We start from the raw sequence: 20044 nt of genomic DNA, 5'->3' as shown, positions 1-20044 counted from the left end.
CATGCTAAAACAAAATGCCCGGGAGCGAACAACGCTTCCGGGCATTTTTTACAACTCAGCTTGGTTCAGCTAATTACTCAACAGCCTTCACCATATCTTCAATGACTTTCTTGGCATCGCCAAACACCATCATGGTTTTATCCATGTAGAACAGTTCATTGTCCAGACCTGCATAGCCAGAAGCCATGGAGCGCTTGTTGACGATGACGGTCTTGGCTTTGTAGGCTTCCAGGATAGGCATGCCGGCAATCGGTGATTTGGGGTCTTTTGCCGCAGGATTAACCACGTCATTTGCACCCAATACCAACACCACGTCAGCCTGGCCAAATTCGCTGTTGATGTCTTCCATCTCGAATACCTGGTCGTAAGGCACTTCAGCTTCTGCCAGCAAGACATTCATATGACCAGGCATGCGCCCTGCCACCGGGTGAATTGCATACTTGACTGTAATACCTTTGTGCGTCAGTTTTTCTGTCAGTTCTTTCAGGGCATGCTGGGCACGCGCAACTGCCAGGCCATAACCAGGAACGATGATGACAGTCTCGGCATTGCCGAGCAGGAAAGCCACGTCATCAGCAGAGCCGGACTTGACGGTACGCTGTGCCTGGTCGCCACTGGCTGCAGTTGCAGCTTCGCCACCAAAACCACCCAAGATCACATTGAAGAAAGAACGGTTCATCGCCTTGCACATGATGTAAGACAGGATGGCACCGGACGAACCCACCAGCGAACCGGCAATGATCAGCATGGAGTTATTCAGCGAAAAACCGATACCTGCAGCAGCCCAGCCAGAATAGCTATTCAGCATCGACACCACCACCGGCATGTCAGCACCACCGATAGGGATGATGATGAGCACACCCAGCACGAAGGCCAGAGCAGTCATGATGATGAACGGTGTCCAGCTTTGCGTGACGCAGAAGGCAATGCCACAACCCAGCATGGCAATTGCCAATACCAGGTTCAACTGATGCTGGCCACTGAAGCTGACGGGTGCGCCCTGGAACAAACGGAACTTGTACTTGCCAGACAATTTACCAAAGGCGATGACAGAACCAGAGAAAGTAATCGCGCCGACAAAAGTACCGATAAACAATTCCAGACGGTTACCGAAAGGAATAGGCTGGTCTCTCGCGACGATATTGAATACCCAGGGTTCGGACACAACGGCTACGGCAATACACACCGCTGCCAGACCGATCAATGAGTGCATCGCTGCGACCAGTTCCGGCATCTTGGTCATCTCTACGCGTTTGGCCAGAGTCGCACCTATGCCACCGCCGACGATGACGCCGATGGCAACCAGGCCATAGCCCAAGCCTGCACCGGCGCTTTCGTTTTTCAGCTTGACGATCAGGGCTATGGTCGTTGCAACAGCAACCGCCATGCCTATCATGCCAAAGGCATTACCACGGCGTGCGGTGGAAGGGTGTGACAAGCCTTTGAGGGCCTGGATAAAGCAGACCGATGCGATCAGGTACAGCATCGTTACCAGATTCATGCTCATTATTTGCCCTCCTTGTCAGCATGGGCAATGGCTTTTGGCTCTTTTTTCTTGAACATTTCCAGCATCCTCTGGGTAACCAGAAAACCACCGAATACATTCACTGCCGCCAGTGCCACGGCTGCCGTGCCCATGACCTGGGCCAGCAGGCCTTCGGTCAAACCGGCGGCCAGCATGGCACCGACGATGATGATGGCAGAAATGGCATTCGTCACCGCCATCAAAGGCGTGTGCAGGGCTGGTGTTACTGTCCACACCACATGGTAACCGACATAAATTGCCAGCACGAAGATGATGAGATTGGTAAGGGTATGACTAACTTCCATGATGTCCTCTCTTTAATTGGATTGAGACATGCAAATCGAGACATGAGCAAGCAAAACTTTACAAACTGCCTGCCCTGGCTAGGTTATTTATACTCTTTAATACTGGTGATCTGATTCTTGCCATTCACGAAAACGACATTCGGTTTATACGCTTTTGCTTCTTCTTCTGTCATCGGCGCATAGGTACAGATAATCATCAAATCGCCCAGTTGTACGCGACGGGCTGCAGCGCCATTGAGTGAAATTTCGCCGCTGCCACGTTTGCCCTTGATGGCATAAGTGGAGAAGCGTTCACCGTTGTTGACGTTATACAGCTCTATCTGTTCGTTTTCGATGATGTTGGCAGCGTCGAGCAGATCTTCATCTATACCGCACGATCCTTCGTAGTGCAGGTCACACTGGGTTACAGTTGCGCGATGAATTTTGGCGCGGAGCATATTTCTTTGCATGGTCTTTCTACTTTCTGATACTTGTAACTAAAAACTTGACTCTATTTCTTTAAGACTTCACCACCTGAGCAGACCAGGGTGGCAGCGACGATTTCATCTTCACGGTTAATCGCCAGCGCAGCATCCTTGTCGATGATGAGCTTCAGGAAGTCCAGCACATTACGTGCATACAGGGCCGATGCATCAGCCGCCACCAGGGTAGCCAGGTTAGGCTCGCCTATGATGTGTACGCCGTATTTGGTGACTGTCTTGTTGAGTTCAGACAAAGGGCAATTGCCGCCCTGCTCTACCGCCATGTCGACGATGACTGAGCCTGGTTTCATGGCTTTTACTGTCTCTTCCGAGATCAGTATCGGTGCCTTGCGACCAGGGATCAGGGCTGTTGTGATGATGATGTCAGCCTGCTTGGCACGTTCATGTACGAGAGCTGCCTGTCTTTCCATCCATGCTGCTGGCATGGGACGGGCGTAACCACCCACGCCTTTGGCGATCTCGCGTTCTTCATCAGTTTCGTAAGGCACATCGATAAATTTCGCACCCAGGGATTCAACCTGTTCCTTGACGGGTGGACGTACGTCCGATGCTTCAATCACTGCACCCAGGCGTTTGGCTGTGGCAATGGCTTGCAGACCGGCTACACCTACGCCCATGATCAACACGCGTGCGGCCTTGACCGTACCTGCAGCTGTCATCAGCATGGGCATGAAACGTTGATACGTATTGGCAGCCAGCATGACAGCCTTGTAACCAGCAATATTGGCTTGCGAAGACAAGACGTCGAGCGACTGCGCACGGGTAATGCGCGGTGCAGCTTCGAGTGCAAATGCGGACAGGCCGTGTGTGGCCATTGCCGCAATATTGTCTGCGTCAAACGGATTGAGCATGCCAACCAGCACCGTGCCTGACTTCATCAACGCACGTTCTTCTGCATTGGGGGCGCGTACTTTCAAGACCAGTTCAGCGCCCAGTGCATCAGCGGCTGTGCCAATTTCTGCACCGGCAGCCTTGTAGGCCTCGTCAGTAATACTGGAAGCCACACCTGCACCAGACTGCACGATCACCTGGTGTTTTGCTGCGACATATTTCTTGATGGTTTCTGGGGTTGCCGCTACACGCGTCTCCCCCGGCCGTGACTCGGCGGGTATGCCGATTTTCATAGATTTGCTCCCTTTTTTAGTGTGAATATTGGTGTATCAATTTCGTGCTGGAAAGGCCAAGGGTAAGCTCTGACCGTTCCATTATTTTTTTGCTGATGCGGGTCACCAGTTTGCTTACCCGAATCTTACATTTGATATTCGACAACGATATTACACGCAAAATGTTTTTTAGCACAACCGTTCACTTTTTTGTGCTTTCTACAAATTTCTTTTAAGAACCATACTGACGACACCCTGCAAACACCTACAAAATTAAATTATTTCCTTTAAAAACAGTCACTTGACCGCGAAACCCGGAATCATTCAAGTTTGGTGCAAAATCAAAATATAGTGAAAGCGCAAAAATAAGCAGACATAGATAAATTACGCATTAGCTAATTCGCTTTCAAATTTGCTGGTTTGCCACACAAAATTTGACGGCAAAGTAAAATGTCGGACTTACTGAGAGAAGCCATGTCTGCCATTTGGAAACCATCCGTCACTGTAGCCGCAATTATTGAGCGCGACCAACAGTTTTTCATGATTGAAGAAGAAACACCTGATGGTGTGCGCATCAACCAGCCCGCCGGTCATCTGGACCCCGATGAAAGCCTGATACAGGCCGTCATCCGCGAAACCCTGGAAGAGACCGCACACGACTTCACACCAACCGCATTGATAGGCACCTACCTGTCACGCTTCATTTCACCCAAGACCGGTGAAGAAGTCACTTATCTGCGTTTTGCCTTTACCGGCGAACTGGGCCAGGCACACGACCGCGCCCTAGACACCGGCATCTTGCGCACTGTATGGATGAGCTACGAAGAGATAGTAGCGGCGCAGGACAGGCATCGCAGCCCTCTGGTAATGCAATGCATAGACGATTATTTGCAGGGCAAGCGCGCGCCGCTGTCCCTGTTGTTTACCCATCCAAGCGCACTTGGAAACTTGGAACCGCAAAAATGAGCAAGAAAAAAGTAGTGATAGGCATGTCTGGCGGCGTTGATTCTTCCGTCTCGGCATGGCTGCTGAAAGAACAGGGTTATGAAGTCATCGGCCTGTTCATGAAAAACTGGGAAGATGACGACGATTCAGAATACTGCTCTACCCGTGAAGACTGGATAGATGCCGTCAGCGTTGCCGACGTCGTTGGCGTCGATATCGAAGCCGTCAATTTCGCCAGCGAATACAAGGACCGCGTCTTTGCCGAGTTCCTGCGTGAATACCAGGCTGGCCGCACACCCAACCCGGATGTGCTGTGCAATGCCGAAATCAAATTCAAGGCTTTCCTTGATCACGCCATGAAGCTGGGCGCCGATTACATCGCCACCGGCCACTATGCGCGTGTGCGTGAAATGAATGGCCAGTTCCAGTTAATGAAGGCTATTGATGCCAGCAAGGACCAAAGCTACTTCCTGCACAGGCTGAACCAGAAGCAACTGGCGAATACCCTGTTCCCGCTTGGTGAAATCCAGAAGACAGAAGTACGCAAGATCGCCGAACAATTGCAACTCCCGAATGCAAAGAAAAAAGATTCAACTGGCATTTGCTTTATTGGCGAGCGCCCTTTCCGCGAGTTTTTGAACCGCTACCTGTCATACAAACCAGGCAATATCCAGACACCTGAAGGTGAAATCATAGGCCAGCATGTGGGCCTGAGTTTTTACACCCTGGGTCAGCGCAAAGGCATAGGCATAGGCGGCATCAAATCGCACCAGAACGCCGATGGCAGCAGTGATGCATGGTATGTGGCGAAAAAAGATGTAGAAGCCAATACCCTTTATGCAGTGCAGGGTCATGATCATCCATGGCTATTGTCTGCTGGTCTCGAAGCCGGACAAGTCAGTTGGGTGGCCGGTGAGGCACCGCAAGCTGGTGAGCTGTCTGCCAAGACCCGTTACCGCCAGCCTGACGTGGCTTGCCATTTCAGCGGTGACAGCGAGCGTTTCCAACTGGACTTCCCGCAGGCGCAATGGGCGGTCACGCCTGGGCAGTCTGCAGTTTTGTATGACGGCGATGTTTGCCTGGGTGGTGGGATTATTGATCTCGCCACCCGCTAAACTACCTTGCGAACAGTCAATCGCCAGCAAATGATTGCCACAAACAAAATGCCCACATGTCTGTGGGCATTTTTTTACCATTTGGTAAATAGCAGAATCTGTTTCAATTTACTTTCATAAATGCCGACAATCTTTTCAATAACACAATCATTAGCTTGCGTAAATTCAGGTAAATTCAGAACAAAATTTGATGTATTTTGTTTATCCTGACAAATCTCCTAAATAGACCAAATTATCCAAAATATGTACGGAGAGAGACAATCATCGATTTGACACGATTCATTTCTTTACAATTTAAATCGATGAAATTATATTTACATTTCTATTTCACCGGAAAAGCCAGCCGATATGAATCGTCCTGATACGCAATCCCTGGGTGGTACTGTTAATGCGCGCATAGGCAAGGTCTATATGAACTTGTCAAAAGCGCACAGAAAAGCAGCCGATTATGTGCTGTCGAATGTATTTCGATCAGCCACCATGTCTATCGATGAGCTGGCAAATGCCGTCGGCATCTCGGTCGCCACGGCAAATCGCTTTGCCAGGGCGCTTGGCTTTGAAGGTTATCCGCAATTCCGTGCTGAACTGGTATATGGCTTTGAAGCCATGCTGGCACCTATCGATAATCTACGCAGCGAAATCCAGCGCCCTGCCACCAGCACAGAAATTATTTCCAGCTCACTCAATGAAGACATGGCCAATCTGGAAGCCACGCGCCGCGGCCTGGCCCCTGACCTGTGCAACCATGCCGTACGCCAGATCCTGAATGCGGAAAGAATTTACATCGTCGGCTATGGCGCCAGCGCCTTCCTGGCTGGACTGATGGCGCATAGCCTGGACCCATTCTGCAATACCGTGCAATCAACACTGGGCTCAGGCGGGCCATCGAATGTCGCACGGCAGTTGTTCAAATATACTGAGCGTGACCTGGTCATCGGCATTTCCTTCCCGCGCTATGCAGAAGACGTAGTCACCATCCTGCAGCAGTTGCGCGAAAAAGGCGTGCCCATTCTGGCACTGACAGATGCGCCAAGTTCACCATTGGCATCACTGGCGAACATCACCCTGTATGCGCAAACCCGCCGCAATTTCTCCCCCAATTCCGAGGGCGCAGCACTGTGCCTGATAGAAGCGATTTGCAGTGCCGTTGCCCACCAGGCCAAAGCCCCCGTACACGCTGCATCCGAAATGACCAAGTTCATGCTGCCATGGTTGTATCAGGAACCGAATGCCACTACCCGCAAATCGCAGGCAGCGGCAGCCAGCAAGATCATCGACATGGACAGGCCAGCTTAAGATGGGCGCACGTGCTGCTATCGCCATACACGGTGGTGCTGGCACGATCTTGCGCAGCAGTCTGATTGCGGAACAGGAAGCGCGCTATCTGGAGGCTTTGCGGTCTTTCGTCACTGCGGGTAATGAAGTATTGGCACAAGGTGGCAGCGCACTGGATGCTGTGAGCCTGGCTGTCAGCATGCTGGAAGACTGCCCGCTTTTCAACGCAGGCAAAGGTGCAGTATTCACCAATGCTGGCACCATGGAAATGGATGCCGCCATCATGGATGGCAAAAACCGTCGCGCCGGTGCCGTGGCTTGCATACAGCAGGTGCGCAATCCCGTTCGCGCTGCCAGAGCCGTCATGGAGCACAGCCCGCATGTCTTGATGGTAGGCAAAGGTGCAGAAGAATTCCTGCGCCAGCATAGCCTGCAATTCGAAGACCAATCGTACTTTTATACCGAAGAGCGCTACGCGCAATTGCAACGCGCCCGGCAAGAATCTGGCGTGCTGCTCGATCATGATGCAGCGAATTTGCTGAGCACGTCATCCAAACCGGCTCCAGAACCCGCACCACTTGATCCCGATAAAAAATTTGGCACGGTAGGTGCCGTTGCGCTGGATGTGCACGGCAACCTGGCTGCAGCCACTTCGACTGGTGGCATGACAAACAAACTGCCTGGCCGCGTCGGCGACACGCCCATGCTGGGCGCTGGCTGTTATGCCGATAACCAGACCGCTGCCCTGTCTGCGACGGGCACGGGTGAAGCCTTCATGCGCAGCCTGGCGCTGCATGATATTGCTGCGCAAATGCAGTACCTGGGGCTAAGCCTGGAGCAGGCTGCCAATAATGTCGTCATGGATAAACTGCCCGTGTATGAAGGCCAGGGTGGCATCATAGGCATAGACAAATTTGGCAACATCGTCCTGCCCTTTAATACCGAAGGCATGTACCGCGCTTATCAACGCGTTGGTGAAGCAGCATTTGCAGCAATTTATGCAAACTCACAGGACGTAAATTAAGCGGTAGATTTGCCCGCCGATTACCGGGAATACTTATGTAAAAAACACCTATACTGCGGGTGTTTTCATCCCTCGAGTTAAAAAAATCATGCGTAATTTTCTTCCCAAATTTGCGGTCGGCCTGATCGTCTTGCTGGTCCTGATCATACTCAATCCTTTCGCTACTATCCCCGCTGGTCATCGCGGCGTATTGACAACATTTGGCAAACCTTCGGATGAGGTCTACAGTGAAGGCATACACTGGGTCTGGCCTATTGCCCAGAAAATGCAAAAGGTCTCCGTCGCCATACAAAAGGGTGAAGGGGATGGCGATGCAGCTTCCAAGGATTTACAGACCGTGCACACCAAGATCGCTATCAACTATCACGTCAGGCCAGATGCAGTGGTCTCTGTCTTCCGTGATCTTGGCAACGAGCCCGGCGAGCGCATCATCATCCCCAGTGTGCAGGAAGCAGTCAAAGCTGTGACCGCTCGCTTCACTGCCGAAGAGCTGATTTCACGCCGCTCACAAGTACGCGATGAAATCATCCTGGCCTTGAAAGAACGCATGGCAAGACATGGCCTGGTGGTTGATGAATTTTCCATCGTCAACTTCAACTTCAGCCGCACCTTCAATGAAGCGATTGAAGCCAAGACCACGGCAGATCAATTGAAGATGAAGGCAGAGCGCGACCTGCAAAGGATAGAAGTCGAAGCCAAACAAAAAGTATCCCGTGCCCGCGCTGAGGCAGAAGCATTGGCTCTGCAAAGACAGCAAGTCACACCAGAACTGCTGCGCCTGCGTGAAACAGAAAATCAGGCCAAGGCCATAGAGAAATGGGATGGCCGTTTGCCAACGACCACCGGCGGTGCGATCCCCTTTATTAATGTTGGTAAATAAGCTGGTAAATAAGTTGGCAAATAAGTCAGTAAATAATCAAAAATAAGTGAGGAACAAGCCAGCCATGTCAGACCAAAAATCATCCGCCCGCTTCACCCTGTTTTGCATACTATTGCTGGTCATCTGGTATGTCATGGACAGCCCCATCGATTTAAACCTGGACTGGAATCCGGATGACTTTGATATTTTTTCTGACAATGGTTTTTCCATAGGCGGCATCGCTGTTGCCCTGGTCGCCATCGTCTTCGCCATGATCATGGCGGGACTGGTGATTGCCGGTGTGTCGTTCTTGCTGGTGGGTCTTGCGGTGCTGATAGGTGGCTTGTTTTTGATGATATTTTCGCCGTTTTTATTGCCTTTATTGCTGCTGATTGTGGTGTTGGGGATTTTTAAGAGGAAGTCTCGGTAGGGGGTTGTTGTAATTTGAAGTGCGGACGAACTGGGCTTGCTGTTGGGTTTGACTTTGGGGTTGCAGTTGTTTTTGACGTTTGGCAGTTCCCATGTGTCGACGCCGATTGTGCAGTACAGAAAATGGAAATAGAAGAACCGCTGTTTGAGGTATAGCAGGGATTTCGGACAGTATGCTGTCCGCCTGCGTAACGGCATGCGCTTGCAAGCGCATGTTCCTAAAGCAAGGCCGCAGGCGAGTTTCGGATCTTCCCATTTTTTGTACTGCACAATCGGGAACCCCGCAGGGGCGGCGACGCCTAGGTCGCCTTTCTTTGAATACGTTCTTTGGCGACGCAAAGAAAGAATTTCGGCCGCCGGGCCGAGACCCGGCCTGTATCCATGAAGGGCAATCGTTTTACGCGCAACACAAGTATGCAACGAACGTCACCAGGCTCCAGCCTACGCTGGAGCGACGATATTGTGATCGCCGTTTATCGACAGAACCCCATCCTCATCCCAACCATTCCACCTTGCAGCTTGCAAGCTGCTTAGAAATTTGTGGCGCAAAGCAGTGCTTTGCGAATTCCCACAAATCTCTCCTTGAAGGTGAAGGAGCAATACCAGCCAAGGATTACACAGTCTCAGCAGAAATAACCTGCGCTGCGGCATTCACAACAGCCGCAATACGACCAACATCCCGCAACTGCGTCGCCGACATACCTTCCTTCTTCAACAACTCAAAATGCGACTTCACACAGAAATGGCATTTGCCGATGATGGAAGCCGACAAAGCGTACATCTCGAAACGGCGCTTATCAACACCGCCATTGGTCGCATAGGCATTCATGCGCAATTGAGCAGCCTGGGTTTTCAGGTCAGCATCGTCTGCCATTTCCACATACGGGTACCAGACATTATTCATACCCATCAAAGCCGCTGCTGTCAGCGCTGCATTGATTTCTTCTGGCGTGATTGCGCCACTGGATTTGATGGCTTCAATGATCACTGTGCTTTTTGCTGCAAATGCTGCTGCCAGAGCCACGCCTACCGCGTCATTGCCTTCCAGGCTGGAGCGGGCGATGGTGCCATCGATGTTCAGACGGATATCCTTGGCGTAATCAGGGATACGACTTTTAATTAAATTCAAGAATTCCATAGTATTTACCTATCAAAAAGTGGTTTTAAAACCCGCCGGAGCGGGTTTATTTTACGTCTACAGCATGCGCTCTCTGCATTACAGAGTTGCGCCGCCTACTGTACGGTTGCATGGGCACAGTTCATCTGTTTGCAGGCCATCCAGAATACGCAGGATTTCTGTAGGGTTACGGCCAACATTCAAGTTGTTGACAGAAACGTGTTGAATGACATTGTCAGGATCGACGATGAAAGTCGCGCGCAGTGCAACACCGGCGTTAACATCGCGTACACCCAGCATGTCGACCAAAGAGCCTGTTGCATCACCGAACGCGTAGTGGTTCAGTTTGTCCAGATCTTTGTGTTCACGACGCCATGCCAGCTTGCAGAATTCGTTATCTGTAGAACCACCCAGCAAAATAGCATCACGGTCAGCGAAGTCATTGGTCAGTTTGGCAAATTCAACGATTTCAGTCGGGCAGACGAAAGTGAAATCTTTTGGGTAGAAATAAATGATTTTCCATTTGCCAGGAAACGAAGCTTCAGTGATGTCTTCGAATGCGGACACGCCATTTTCTTCGTGATGATTGAAGCCTGGCTTGGCTGCTGGAACTTTGAATGCGTCGAGTTTTTGACCTACAGTTTTCATTAAATTCTCCTGATTGACATAACAAGGTGAACAATATGTCCACAACGACAAGAAGCATATCACTATGAATTTTAAATATCCAATAGATTTTAACTACCATACAATTAGCTAAAACCTTATCTGCAACCTCAGTAGCTGACTGTGAGTAATCTGAAAAATTTGAGGGATGGGTCAGAATTTCAAGTCTATCAGGACTTATGCAAAATCGTCCCAGCAAGGCTATCGCGTCAAGAAACCGCCCTTGCAAGGGCGGTTCGTTACGTCGGCAGGCAACATATTGCCTGAAACCCCGACTACACCGTAGCGACGAAGACAATACTTTAGTACCGAATCTTGCTAAATGCGGGAGCTGCAACGCAGCTGGGGCGGTTTTGCGGAAGTCCGTTTTATCTGTCGTGGCGGCGGTGCGCCGAGGCCAGCAGGGTAAACCAGAATATGCTGCCTTTGCCCTCTTCGGTTTCGAAGCCGATTTCACCACCCATTTTTTCGACAAAGGTTTTAGTGATATTCAAACCCAGGCCAGTACCACCCTGCTGTCGGGTATTGGTGCCATCTGCCTGGGCAAATTTCTTGAAAATCTGTTCCCTGAAAGCCTCAGGTATGCCTTGCCCATGATCTTCCACCTCGACCTTGTAGATGCCTGAGATATCGGTAATCCTGATTTGCACTTCAGCACCTGCTGGAGAAAACTTGGCAGCATTTGACAGCAAGTTGGCAAAGACCTGCATGACACGTACATTGTCACCCATGGCCCAGGCATTTTCTGGATGATCAGCAATGCGGTAACGCACGTTGAGCGCTTGCGCGTAACCGGCATTAGCTTCTATTGCCTGCCTGGTCACGGCAACCAGGTCAAAGCGTTCTATGTTGATGACCATTTTACCGGATGCCAGTTTCTCCATGTCGAGGATGTCATTGACCAAAACGCCCAGACGCTGGCAATTTCTGTGAGCGACCTTGATCAGTTGCATGGTCTTGGCTGTCAATTCACCGGCAACCCCACTTTCCAGCAAACCCAGCGCGCCCCGTATCGAGGTCAGAGGAGTACGTAGCTCATGGCTGACGACAGAAATGAATTCTGACTTGATGCGGTCAGCCTTGCGCTGTTCAGTCAGGTCCAGCACAAAGCCCACCCATTCTTCCAGTGAGCCTTCCAGTTGTGCCAGGCCAACCATGACGGGAATACGCACCCCATCCTTGCGTATCAGCTCGCCTTCATAGGGTCTGGCCTGGCCATGCAGGCGTATTTCTGCCATGGCATTGTGATGGGCAGCATGGCTCTCTTCTGTGGTCCGGTCCAGCCAGCTCATGCCAAAATCTGCAAATTCCAGCCTTTGCACACCCGCCAATTGCAACAAGACATCATTGGCCTCCGTCAGCGTACCGCTGAGATTGCCTTGCATGATGCCGATGAGACTGGAATTAACCAGGCGGCGCAAGCGCGACTCACTGATCAGCAGCGCCTCCAGCATGCGCGATTTTTCTTTACTGGCTTGTTCTGCCGCATCCCTGGCTGCCACCAGGCTGCGCTCGGCTTCTTTCATTTGCGTAATATCACGCACACTAAAAACCCGCCCTACCCTCTTGTCTCGCATGAATTCAGGTTTGGAAACACAGATAAAATAGCGCCCGTCTTTCAGGGTCATTAAATCTTCGGTCTCCAGATTCGGATCATCGTGGATCTTTTCCAGGCTGGCAAAAAAACCATCTGCATCTTGCAGCGCGCCCTTGAGATGGGCAAACATTTGCGCCTCGTCTCTGGAAGCGAGCAATTCATCTTTCAATTGCCACATGGAAGAAAAGCGCTGATTGATGTTCACCACATTGCCGCTCAAGTCTATCGACAAGATGCCTTCGGCAGTCGCATCGAGCGAACTTTGCAATTGCGCTACCAGATGCACATGGCCTTCTACCAGTTCACGTCTGTGGGTAATATCTTCGGCATGGATAATAAAAAACTCTTTGCCGTTTTCAATAAAAGTCGAAACGCGTTTTTCTACCGGAAAAGAAACACCATGACGGTTGATCCATTCACTTTCTGCAACTGCCCGGCCTTCAGCATGCGCATCTGCACGCAAGGCTTCCCAAAAGAACACATCCTGCAATGAACATTCTATGTTTGCCAGAGGCAGGCCCAGCAGCTCATCTCTGGCGTAAGCCAGCATCATGCAAGCCAGCTGATTTGCATCGACCAATGCCATGTGATGCATATCCACCACCAGAATCGCTTCACGACTATGGTCAATGATGTGGCGCAGTAATCCATGGTTCAAAACGGATACTGACTGTGACATGCCGGTGTCGGTCATTTCTGCTAATTCTGGCCTGGTAAAGGGCCGCCCTGTGTTTTCTTCGATTGCGAGTCAAAATAATAATTGACCCTTTTGCGCGGGTTCAGGTAATTGAAAATTACCCTTGGCAATAAACCTGGTCGTATGCTGGCGTTGATGGATAGCTCTTTGCTCTCTTCGGCGAGGTCCAGAATGATGGCGTCTTCCTTGGGTATCTCAGCGTCATACACCAGCACGCGTGGCCTCAAGGGCTTGCCCACATTCACATTCATGACCAGACCGACTGCCTCATTGGATAACCTGACCAGGGTACCGGGTGGATACACACCCAGACTCTTGACCAGGGTAGCCATGATGACGCCATCAAACTGTGTGCGCCTATGCGCATACATGGTTGACAAGGCTTCATGTGGCGTCAATGATTGTTTGGGATCATTGTGATTGCACAAATTATCGTACACATTGGCGATGGTCACAATACGGGTATGTATGCTTATGGCATCACCTTTCAGTTGATGCGGATAACCGGTCCCGTCCATGAATTCATGATGCTGGGCAATCACATCCAGCACTACCTGCGGCAAACCGGCTTTTTTACCCACCTCCACACCATATTCCGGATGAAGCTCAAAGAAATTTTGCTCAGGCCGGGTCAGGGGCTCAGTCTTGTTGCTGATGTGGTCAGGCACATTCACCTTACCCAGATCATGAAACAAGGCAGCAATACCTATCTCCTTGATCATCTCATCGCTGCATTTCATTTCATTGGCCAGCATCATTGCCAGCACCGAGACATTCAATGTATGAAAATACAATTCCTCGTTGCCCGCTGTCTGCTGTATCAGGTGCATGACGGTATCATTACCGCTGAGCAGGACTTCAGACATGCTGTCGACCAGCTTGCCAGCTTCTAAAATGGTTTCCTTGGGTCTGGAAAAAATCAGGCGATTGATATTTTTGACCACGCTGGCCGCCAACACGAATTTTTCTTCGCAGCGCGCAATTTCATCTCTTTGCTTTTGCAGTTTTTCAAAGCGGGCGCGCTTGGCATCCATAATGCTGGCATATACCCGCTTTGGCGATGATTCAGGCAAACTGTCAGCAACAGTCTGAGGCTGGCTAGCGGGCTTGGCAGTTAACGGATCAGACTTTGACGGGATATAACGTACATGCTTGAGCTTGAGCGCGATCAGATCGTCAATTTGTTGCTGGCTGGTGATCTTGAACGAGTTCATCGGAAAAGAATGCTGGAACCAACTCAGGTCGAGTTTGATGAACATTCCGATCCGGATCTGATCAATCACAATTAGCTGGCTATCATCAGACATGGGGACGCAATAGTAAGTATTTCTATTGACGATAGCATACGCCCCCCTCATTTGCAAAAACCTTAGCTCAGGAGAAACAATTTCTGACTATGTGTCTGCGATTACCTGAGAAAAAGCAGGCTTTTGCCCGCTCAACGTTATAATCCCTGTCCTGTACATTTTGAAAAGTGAGTCGCTGTGTCCGATCGCCTTGCCGTCCTGCCCCAATATTTAATGCCTAAACAGGCACTGACCGTACTGTTCGGCAAATTTGCCAATGCAAAAGCAGGCAAGTTCACTACCAGCCTGATACGCTGGTTTGTCGGCAAGTACCAGGTGAATATGCAGGAAGCTGCCAATCCTGACATCAGCAGCTATGCCAGCTTCAATGAATTTTTCACCCGCCCGCTACGCGCAGGTGCCCGCCCGCTGGCCGATAGTGACTTGCTGAGCCCGGTAGATGGTGCCATCAGCCAGTTTGGCCCGATACAAAAAGACCAGATTTTCCAGGCCAAGGGCCATAGCTATAGCACCACCGCCCTCGTTGGTGGCGACAAGCAGTTGGCAGCCTTGTTTGAAGATGGCGGCTTTGCCACCCTGTACCTGAGTCCGCGCGACTATCACCGCATACACATGCCTTGCGATGGCCGCCTGACGCGCATGATCTATGTGCCGGGGGCATTGTTCTCCGTCAACCCAACCACGGCACGCGGCGTACCTGGCCTGTTTGCCCGCAACGAACGTGTGGTTTGCGTGTTTGAATCAGCCTTTGGTCCCTTTGTGCTGACCTTGGTAGGTGCAACCATCGTGGGCAGCATGGCCACCACCTGGCATGGCATGGTCAATCCACCTCGCAGTGCTGAGGTACGCGAGTGGCGTTACGACGATCAGCAAATCATATTGAAAAAGGGTGAGGAAATGGGCAGATTCTTGCTCGGATCCACAGTGGTCATGCTATTCCCTAAAGGCACTGTGGATTTCAATCCAGCCTGGACACCGGCCAAAGCCATTTGCATGGGCGAAGCTATGGGCATGCATCCAGCTAAATAATATAGTTCCTGCTCTATCGTTTCAGATATTCAAGCCTCCTCCGCTTCAAATACTGCCATCTTCAAACACTTACCCAGGCAATTCCATCCTTGCACACCTGGGTAAGCATCAGCTTCAGTAGCATTTCCCCCTTCATATAAAAGCAACAAGTATTTGCCAAAAACATTGCTTTGGTGCCAATTTTCCAGCGTATTTAGTTTGCCACTTTAATGAGCAAGACAAAAGTAAACCTTGAACTGATGAATATCAACAAAAAACACTTGCCAAACAAGTTCGAATATTCAATAATCTAAATAAGAATTGTTATCGTTTAGATTTGCAAGGTAAATATGACTACATATAACGCTCTACACCAGCACGCTGATCTAGTTAATGCCGCAGCGGCAACAACGACAACAGCTACATCGAATCATGCTTTGAAAGAAGTTCCACGCATCAAGAGCGGCGACTTGATGCAACAAAAGCGTGAATTGGAAATTGATCACGCGGGCCGTATTTACCGACTGCGCATTACGCAATTGAACAAGCTGATATTGACAGCGTAAAACGCTGATCATACTTGGAGACTGGACATGCCAGGTGGAACGCTGATGAACGAAGAATTATCGGGTTTGACTGCCACATCCAAGCAGCCTGAACTGCTGGTTTCAGCAGTGTTGCACCTGATGTCGCATTACACAGTCAACAGCACGAACAGTGCAACGCAGGAAGAGGCTGAGCAAGCGAGTACCAAGCTGGCATCAGTCATAGAAAGACATTTGAGTGTGCTGGCGAATTTGCCGGATCTGGCACCTGTGCTGAAAGCCACCTGCCAGCAATTATCCGAACAATGGGCCAGCCTGGTAGAAAAGAAGACAGCGCAAAAAACCAAGCTGCGCAAATTGGGCTGGTTGCTGGCCTTCTCTGGTAAAAAATCTGCATTAATGGAGTAGCTTCATGATTGTATGTGTTTGCAATAACGTATCGGAAAAGAAAATTCATCAGGCTGTCGCCATGGGTGTCAGCACGATGGCCGAGCTGCGCGAGCAACTTGATGTTGGCACTTGCTGCGGCAAATGCGCAGGTTGTGCACGCAAAGTCATGCGCCAGTGTATGGATGAACAAAGCAATAATGCATCCAGCTTCCAGAATTTCATTCAACAATTACACTTCCAGCCCAACGCCGTCACTGCGTGAGGTTAACCATGTCCACACTTACATTACAATCAGTTTCACAAGATTTCACCGCTCCCAAGTCCCGCATCTTTTCTTTTGCCGCCATCGTTGTGGCTCACCTTGCGCTGTTTTATGCGCTGGAACATGGTCTGCTTTCACATGCAGTGCAAATACTGCCAAGGGAAGTGATGATGACCTTTGTCGAGCCACCTGTAGTCAAGGCAGAACCACCACCCCAGCCTATCCCCACAAAGAAACTGACCTCGGTACAAGTGCCGGTACCTGTCGTTCCCCATATCACACCAGTCGTAGAAATACCAGCCGACGTACATCAGATCACCACACAGGCAGCACCACCTGCCCCACAACCGGCACCGCTGGTGGCCAAGGTTGACACCAGCCCGACGCCTGTGGTTGCTGCCCAGCCGAAACAAATCAGTGCGGTCGAATACGTACGTGCACCACAGGCAGACTACCCTCCCATGTCCCGACGCATGGGCGAAGAAGGCAAAGTGACTTTGCGGGTACTGGTCAATGAAAAAGGTCAGGCAGAAAAAGTGGATGTGCAAAAATCATCCGGCTCCAACCGCCTTGATGAAGCCGCCAAAGTCGCCATTTTGCGCGCCATCTTCAAACCTTATCTCGAAGATGGCAAAGCCCTGACTGTGATTGCCACAGCGACTATCAGCTTCTCCCTAAGCAGCTAAGAATAAGTCCCCTCCCCGGGACAGGTCAGATTGCGGCAATTGCGCGATCTGGCCTTTTTTTATTCCTGCGGCAAAATCGAACCAATTTATTGCTAGAATCAGGAACAGCTTCAGCCGCGAATACTTCGCTACATGATTGATGTATGACACCAAGTATTCCCGTCAAGCTGTTCGGGTGTACAAGCAGCTCGTGACTAAAGTCGCTCTTGTGAGTCATTTATGACTCTGCATGCATCCTTGCATTCACCCTGGTTTGGGTTGGCCAGTTCTAAGTGATTCATGTACTCTCCCAAGCAGGCGACTCGATGGCGTGTCGTCGCCCATCAGCATGTCGGAACTGTTTTTTGCAGGCACTGCGGGCCCAGTCTTTGATGAGTTCGCAGGTGCTATTGTCCTGTCAATCAGATCCAGCTTGGAATCCCTCGCTAGTGCGTGATTCGTGACAGGACTCACTGGAGGTGATGGGTTCGGATGAGCATTCGGATCGAAGGTCGCAGCCTTTTTCTTGCCATCGCTGATATCGACATACGGGAAGGCTTTGTTGTCAGAAAATTTTACATTCTGGTTAATCAGGTCTTGCTGCAAACCCAGTCGTTTCATATCGAACTGCACTTCAGGGGCGACGTATTTCTTGTCAGTTTTGTGATAAAAATCCTGATACGCTTTCTCATTATTACCAGCAACATTGGCTGCCCAACTACCGTAGAAGTTGGTGTAATCGAGATTGTGATTCGACCCAAGACGAGAAACGTTTCCTGGTTTATCAAAGTAATACTTGCCCATAGCAGCGACATTTTCCTTCGAGAAGGACATGGTCATATCTGCATCGGCCGTCAGGCCTGGTTTCATCGCGTAGTTTAGATTTGGCCGAATACCGGTCACATCGATGAAATCCTGCATACGTCCCGGGGAGGTATTGTAGATGTCCTTGAGCGTCGCACTGGGGTTATCTTTCCTGGCTTGCGAGACAGTCGCATTGAAACCGCCGATATGCGCGGAGGCCTCGTCTTTGCGAGATGACTGGATAAAGTCTTCAGTCAACTTGGTATAGTCGTGTGGTGATGCCTTGCTTTTTGCCAGAGTCGTGGTGCCGTCAAGGAAATCCTGCGTTATCTTCCTGGTCGCTGCGGCATTGAATGAATGCTGGATTTCGTGGCCCATCACAAAAATCAACTCGGCCTTATCACGTGGATTAGTGCTGGCACCTTTGAGCGCGTCCATCGGTACATTGATGGCTTTTGCGCTCGGGTCATACGAGCCACCTGTACCAGAGTTGGGAGGAAGCGCCTGAAATTTACTTAAATATCCTTTATCGACCGAGTCGAGGATACGCTTCTTCAGATCGGGGGAAGCGTCGAGGACCTTAGCCAAGTCATCACCCGGATTGTTGCTCGCAGTCTTGTTGGCATTACCGAAGTCCTTGATGATCTTATCAAGCTTTTGCTCTGCAGTCGGCGGTGCAGTATTGGGTTTGTCATTTGGTCCGGTCATGTGACTTCCTCTCTAGACATCAATGACTATCATGGAGACGCAATTGTGCGTCACTTTTTTGTCGCTTTCTCCACGAATAGAAATTTGTAGCTCAACTTTACCGCGTGAAAAATTCCAATAAATGAGTCGATTGTGTTCCCCATAGTAAGGCTCTGATCGAAAGCCTAGTTCAGTCAGTCGTTTTGCATAGGCATCAAAATCGACTTGGCAAATCGCGCTCATATCGGCGTCACTGTGAGTCTGGTCATCGAACGAGAATATCAGGCGACTGGGTTTGCCTTCTTTATTGCTGGAGATCACGGTAATGTTAAAGAACCAGGTATCAGTAATTTTCGCTCCTGTCCCATATTCCTTGGAATTTACCGGATCAAAGTAAACCTTGAGGCCAGTCGCAATCTCAAGGTTCTTGGAGGAAATATCCTCCGCCGTCTTGATCTTGCCGATCAGGTCTAGCATACGCTTGCTGATTTCCTCGGCAGTCATTTGCGGTACTTTGGGCGATGCATTTTGATCAGTGGTTTCCATAAGTTTCTTGTTTGCGATAGAAGTTGAGGAAGAGGCAGTATCTGCAGAACGATTTCCCTGCGCCTGGGCATCAGGGCTTTGCGCGCAAGAAGCCGTCAGAAAAGCAAGTAGCGCTGAAGAAAAGATCATACCGATGGCGTTGATACGGCGACGCTTTGCCGGCCCTGCGTTTGGAGGATGGGAAGATGATGAAGCAATGGTACTGGATTGCACTATCAGGTCCTTTCAGATGACTGGCAAACGGGGGAGTTCCGGGCATTCAAATTAAAAACACGCCATATTTTCAAGTGAATTTACATCGTCTTAAAATATTGCCGATTTAGTAATGAGAGTATATCACTGTTGTTAGCACGATCAACAAATGTGGAAGATGGGGAGCAGAGGCAACTCACACGGATACGAATAAGTGATGTATTCGCGCACATGATTTTGATGAGCAACAATGCTGGAATTAGCGCCGATAGCGCCGATTTCCAGCAACCACAAAAACAGTTTTCCCAGAACACCAGACTCAGAAAATGAAAATATGATTGACCTTGGAAAATGGTGACAGACGACAGAGAAAAATCTATTTGCGCACCATACCTTGGCTTGAAGAAAGTGCGACAAAGACCAACTTGATGAAGGAAGGAAAACTTGACTCTCGTGATTGGAGTCGTGACGCTTGAGAAGTTCAGTTGACTTTGAACGA

Annotated in this window: 21 protein-coding genes; 11 read left to right on the top strand and 10 right to left on the bottom strand. The window is 50.1% G+C overall.

Features of this window, described 5'->3' with window-relative positions; genetic code table 11:
* Positions 1 to 73: 73 nt before the first annotated feature.
* From AC3WQT_RS09150 to AC3WQT_RS09135, 4 genes are all read right to left on the bottom strand, one after another.
* Positions 74 to 1507 carry an NAD(P)(+) transhydrogenase (Re/Si-specific) subunit beta gene (locus AC3WQT_RS09150; RefSeq protein WP_162040009.1) on the bottom strand — a complete coding sequence of 478 codons (1434 nt, stop codon included), beginning with the start codon at positions 1505 to 1507 and terminating at the stop codon, positions 74 to 76.
* Entirely contained in the window at positions 1507 to 1830 is a 324-nt protein-coding gene (locus AC3WQT_RS09145) for an NAD(P) transhydrogenase subunit alpha part 2 (RefSeq protein WP_162040008.1), read from the bottom strand. The genes AC3WQT_RS09150 and AC3WQT_RS09145 overlap by 1 nt, the downstream gene beginning before the upstream one ends.
* Positions 1831 to 1913: 83 nt before the next feature.
* Complete coding sequence (gene panD / locus AC3WQT_RS09140) at positions 1914 to 2279, bottom strand: aspartate 1-decarboxylase (protein ID WP_110255112.1); 366 nt, start codon at positions 2277 to 2279, stop codon at positions 1914 to 1916.
* Between the two features lie 41 nt (positions 2280 to 2320).
* On the bottom strand, positions 2321 to 3436 hold the full coding sequence (locus AC3WQT_RS09135) for a Re/Si-specific NAD(P)(+) transhydrogenase subunit alpha (RefSeq protein ID WP_492703554.1): 1116 nt from the start codon (positions 3434 to 3436) through the stop codon (positions 2321 to 2323).
* A 453-nt stretch (positions 3437 to 3889) separates the two neighbouring features.
* Here AC3WQT_RS09135 and AC3WQT_RS09130 point away from each other — a divergent pair, with 453 nt between their 5' ends.
* The 6 genes from AC3WQT_RS09130 (at position 3890) to AC3WQT_RS09105 (ending at position 9063) form a co-directional block, all read left to right on the top strand.
* Positions 3890 to 4381, top strand: coding sequence for an NUDIX hydrolase (locus AC3WQT_RS09130; RefSeq protein ID WP_492703553.1), 492 nt, complete (start codon positions 3890 to 3892; stop codon positions 4379 to 4381).
* Positions 4378 to 5475 carry a tRNA 2-thiouridine(34) synthase MnmA gene (gene mnmA / locus AC3WQT_RS09125; RefSeq protein WP_492703552.1) on the top strand — a complete coding sequence of 366 codons (1098 nt, stop codon included), beginning with the start codon at positions 4378 to 4380 and terminating at the stop codon, positions 5473 to 5475. Before AC3WQT_RS09130 ends, mnmA begins: the two co-directional genes overlap by 4 nt.
* A 348-nt stretch (positions 5476 to 5823) precedes the next feature.
* A complete protein-coding gene (locus AC3WQT_RS09120) occupies positions 5824 to 6771 on the top strand; it encodes a MurR/RpiR family transcriptional regulator (RefSeq protein WP_162040004.1) in 948 nt (315 codons plus the stop codon).
* 1 nt (position 6772) lies between these two features.
* Complete coding sequence (locus AC3WQT_RS09115) at positions 6773 to 7774, top strand: isoaspartyl peptidase/L-asparaginase family protein (RefSeq protein WP_492703650.1); 1002 nt, start codon at positions 6773 to 6775, stop codon at positions 7772 to 7774.
* Positions 7775 to 7862: 88 nt separating this feature from the next.
* Entirely contained in the window at positions 7863 to 8654 is a 792-nt protein-coding gene (locus AC3WQT_RS09110; RefSeq protein WP_492703551.1) for a prohibitin family protein, read from the top strand.
* A 64-nt stretch (positions 8655 to 8718) separates the two neighbouring features.
* Positions 8719 to 9063 (top strand): hypothetical protein, encoded by a 345-nt coding sequence (locus AC3WQT_RS09105; RefSeq protein ID WP_492703550.1) that lies wholly within the window; start codon positions 8719 to 8721, stop codon positions 9061 to 9063.
* Positions 9064 to 9675: 612 nt separating this feature from the next.
* Here AC3WQT_RS09105 and AC3WQT_RS09100 read toward each other — a convergent pair.
* From AC3WQT_RS09100 to AC3WQT_RS09085, 4 genes are all read right to left on the bottom strand, one after another.
* Positions 9676 to 10200 carry a carboxymuconolactone decarboxylase family protein gene (locus AC3WQT_RS09100; RefSeq protein WP_186950911.1) on the bottom strand — a complete coding sequence of 175 codons (525 nt, stop codon included), beginning with the start codon at positions 10198 to 10200 and terminating at the stop codon, positions 9676 to 9678.
* 78 nt (positions 10201 to 10278) lie between these two features.
* Positions 10279 to 10827 carry a peroxiredoxin gene (locus AC3WQT_RS09095; protein WP_110255121.1) on the bottom strand — a complete coding sequence of 183 codons (549 nt, stop codon included), beginning with the start codon at positions 10825 to 10827 and terminating at the stop codon, positions 10279 to 10281.
* A 386-nt stretch (positions 10828 to 11213) separates the two neighbouring features.
* On the bottom strand, positions 11214 to 13136 hold the full coding sequence (locus AC3WQT_RS09090) for a PAS domain-containing sensor histidine kinase (protein ID WP_492703549.1): 1923 nt from the start codon (positions 13134 to 13136) through the stop codon (positions 11214 to 11216).
* 5 nt (positions 13137 to 13141) lie between these two features.
* Positions 13142 to 14446 (bottom strand): cyclic di-GMP phosphodiesterase, encoded by a 1305-nt coding sequence (locus tag AC3WQT_RS09085; RefSeq protein WP_492703548.1) that lies wholly within the window; start codon positions 14444 to 14446, stop codon positions 13142 to 13144.
* A 177-nt stretch (positions 14447 to 14623) separates the two neighbouring features.
* Here AC3WQT_RS09085 and asd point away from each other — a divergent pair, with 177 nt between their 5' ends.
* The 5 genes from asd to AC3WQT_RS09060 all read left to right on the top strand — a co-directional run bounded on the left by asd (position 14624) and on the right by AC3WQT_RS09060 (position 17337).
* Complete coding sequence (asd, locus tag AC3WQT_RS09080; protein WP_492703547.1) at positions 14624 to 15475, top strand: archaetidylserine decarboxylase; 852 nt, start codon at positions 14624 to 14626, stop codon at positions 15473 to 15475.
* Between the two features lie 329 nt (positions 15476 to 15804).
* On the top strand, positions 15805 to 16020 hold the full coding sequence (gene hemP, locus AC3WQT_RS09075; protein WP_492703546.1) for a hemin uptake protein HemP: 216 nt from the start codon (positions 15805 to 15807) through the stop codon (positions 16018 to 16020).
* A gap of 27 nt (positions 16021 to 16047) precedes the next feature.
* Positions 16048 to 16407: a hypothetical protein gene (locus tag AC3WQT_RS09070; protein WP_492703545.1), complete on the top strand. Its 360-nt coding sequence runs from the start codon at positions 16048 to 16050 to the stop codon at positions 16405 to 16407.
* A 4-nt stretch (positions 16408 to 16411) separates the two neighbouring features.
* A complete protein-coding gene (locus AC3WQT_RS09065; protein WP_492703544.1) occupies positions 16412 to 16651 on the top strand; it encodes a (2Fe-2S)-binding protein in 240 nt (79 codons plus the stop codon).
* Between the two features lie 8 nt (positions 16652 to 16659).
* Positions 16660 to 17337, top strand: coding sequence for an energy transducer TonB (locus tag AC3WQT_RS09060; RefSeq protein ID WP_492703543.1), 678 nt, complete (start codon positions 16660 to 16662; stop codon positions 17335 to 17337).
* Between the two features lie 243 nt (positions 17338 to 17580).
* Here the strand turns inward: AC3WQT_RS09060 and AC3WQT_RS09055 are convergent, their stop codons facing one another.
* Both AC3WQT_RS09055 and AC3WQT_RS09050 read right to left on the bottom strand, forming a co-directional pair.
* Positions 17581 to 18828 carry a hypothetical protein gene (locus AC3WQT_RS09055; protein ID WP_492703542.1) on the bottom strand — a complete coding sequence of 416 codons (1248 nt, stop codon included), beginning with the start codon at positions 18826 to 18828 and terminating at the stop codon, positions 17581 to 17583.
* A gap of 12 nt (positions 18829 to 18840) precedes the next feature.
* The gene (locus tag AC3WQT_RS09050; protein ID WP_492703541.1) at positions 18841 to 19566 is read right to left on the bottom strand and encodes a hypothetical protein; all 726 of its coding nucleotides are present in this window, start codon (positions 19564 to 19566) and stop codon (positions 18841 to 18843) included.
* Positions 19567 to 20044: the final 478 nt, after the last annotated feature.

The organism is Undibacterium sp. FW305-107, assembly GCF_058788535.1.
This window is presented reverse-complemented; position numbering and strand designations above follow the sequence as displayed.

What these genes read in the sequence shown, in the direction of transcription:
- AC3WQT_RS09150 (WP_162040009.1), bottom strand. Translation starts at nt 1,507, where the DNA reads ATGAGCATGAATCTGGTAACGATGCTGTACCTGATCGCATCGGTCTGC.
- AC3WQT_RS09145 (WP_162040008.1), bottom strand. Translation starts at nt 1,830, where the DNA reads ATGGAAGTTAGTCATACCCTTACCAATCTCATCATCTTCGTGCTGGCA.
- panD (WP_110255112.1), bottom strand. Translation starts at nt 2,279, where the DNA reads ATGCAAAGAAATATGCTCCGCGCCAAAATTCATCGCGCAACTGTAACC.
- AC3WQT_RS09135 (WP_492703554.1), bottom strand. Translation starts at nt 3,436, where the DNA reads ATGAAAATCGGCATACCCGCCGAGTCACGGCCGGGGGAGACGCGTGTA.
- AC3WQT_RS09130 (WP_492703553.1), top strand. Translation starts at nt 3,890, where the DNA reads ATGTCTGCCATTTGGAAACCATCCGTCACTGTAGCCGCAATTATTGAG.
- mnmA (WP_492703552.1), top strand. Translation starts at nt 4,378, where the DNA reads ATGAGCAAGAAAAAAGTAGTGATAGGCATGTCTGGCGGCGTTGATTCT.
- AC3WQT_RS09120 (WP_162040004.1), top strand. Translation starts at nt 5,824, where the DNA reads ATGAATCGTCCTGATACGCAATCCCTGGGTGGTACTGTTAATGCGCGC.
- AC3WQT_RS09115 (WP_492703650.1), top strand. Translation starts at nt 6,773, where the DNA reads ATGGGCGCACGTGCTGCTATCGCCATACACGGTGGTGCTGGCACGATC.
- AC3WQT_RS09110 (WP_492703551.1), top strand. Translation starts at nt 7,863, where the DNA reads ATGCGTAATTTTCTTCCCAAATTTGCGGTCGGCCTGATCGTCTTGCTG.
- AC3WQT_RS09105 (WP_492703550.1), top strand. Translation starts at nt 8,719, where the DNA reads ATGTCAGACCAAAAATCATCCGCCCGCTTCACCCTGTTTTGCATACTA.
- AC3WQT_RS09100 (WP_186950911.1), bottom strand. Translation starts at nt 10,200, where the DNA reads ATGGAATTCTTGAATTTAATTAAAAGTCGTATCCCTGATTACGCCAAG.
- AC3WQT_RS09095 (WP_110255121.1), bottom strand. Translation starts at nt 10,827, where the DNA reads ATGAAAACTGTAGGTCAAAAACTCGACGCATTCAAAGTTCCAGCAGCC.
- AC3WQT_RS09090 (WP_492703549.1), bottom strand. Translation starts at nt 13,136, where the DNA reads ATGACCGACACCGGCATGTCACAGTCAGTATCCGTTTTGAACCATGGA.
- AC3WQT_RS09085 (WP_492703548.1), bottom strand. Translation starts at nt 14,446, where the DNA reads ATGTCTGATGATAGCCAGCTAATTGTGATTGATCAGATCCGGATCGGA.
- hemP (WP_492703546.1), top strand. Translation starts at nt 15,805, where the DNA reads ATGACTACATATAACGCTCTACACCAGCACGCTGATCTAGTTAATGCC.
- AC3WQT_RS09070 (WP_492703545.1), top strand. Translation starts at nt 16,048, where the DNA reads ATGCCAGGTGGAACGCTGATGAACGAAGAATTATCGGGTTTGACTGCC.
- AC3WQT_RS09065 (WP_492703544.1), top strand. Translation starts at nt 16,412, where the DNA reads ATGATTGTATGTGTTTGCAATAACGTATCGGAAAAGAAAATTCATCAG.
- AC3WQT_RS09060 (WP_492703543.1), top strand. Translation starts at nt 16,660, where the DNA reads ATGTCCACACTTACATTACAATCAGTTTCACAAGATTTCACCGCTCCC.
- AC3WQT_RS09055 (WP_492703542.1), bottom strand. Translation starts at nt 18,828, where the DNA reads ATGACCGGACCAAATGACAAACCCAATACTGCACCGCCGACTGCAGAG.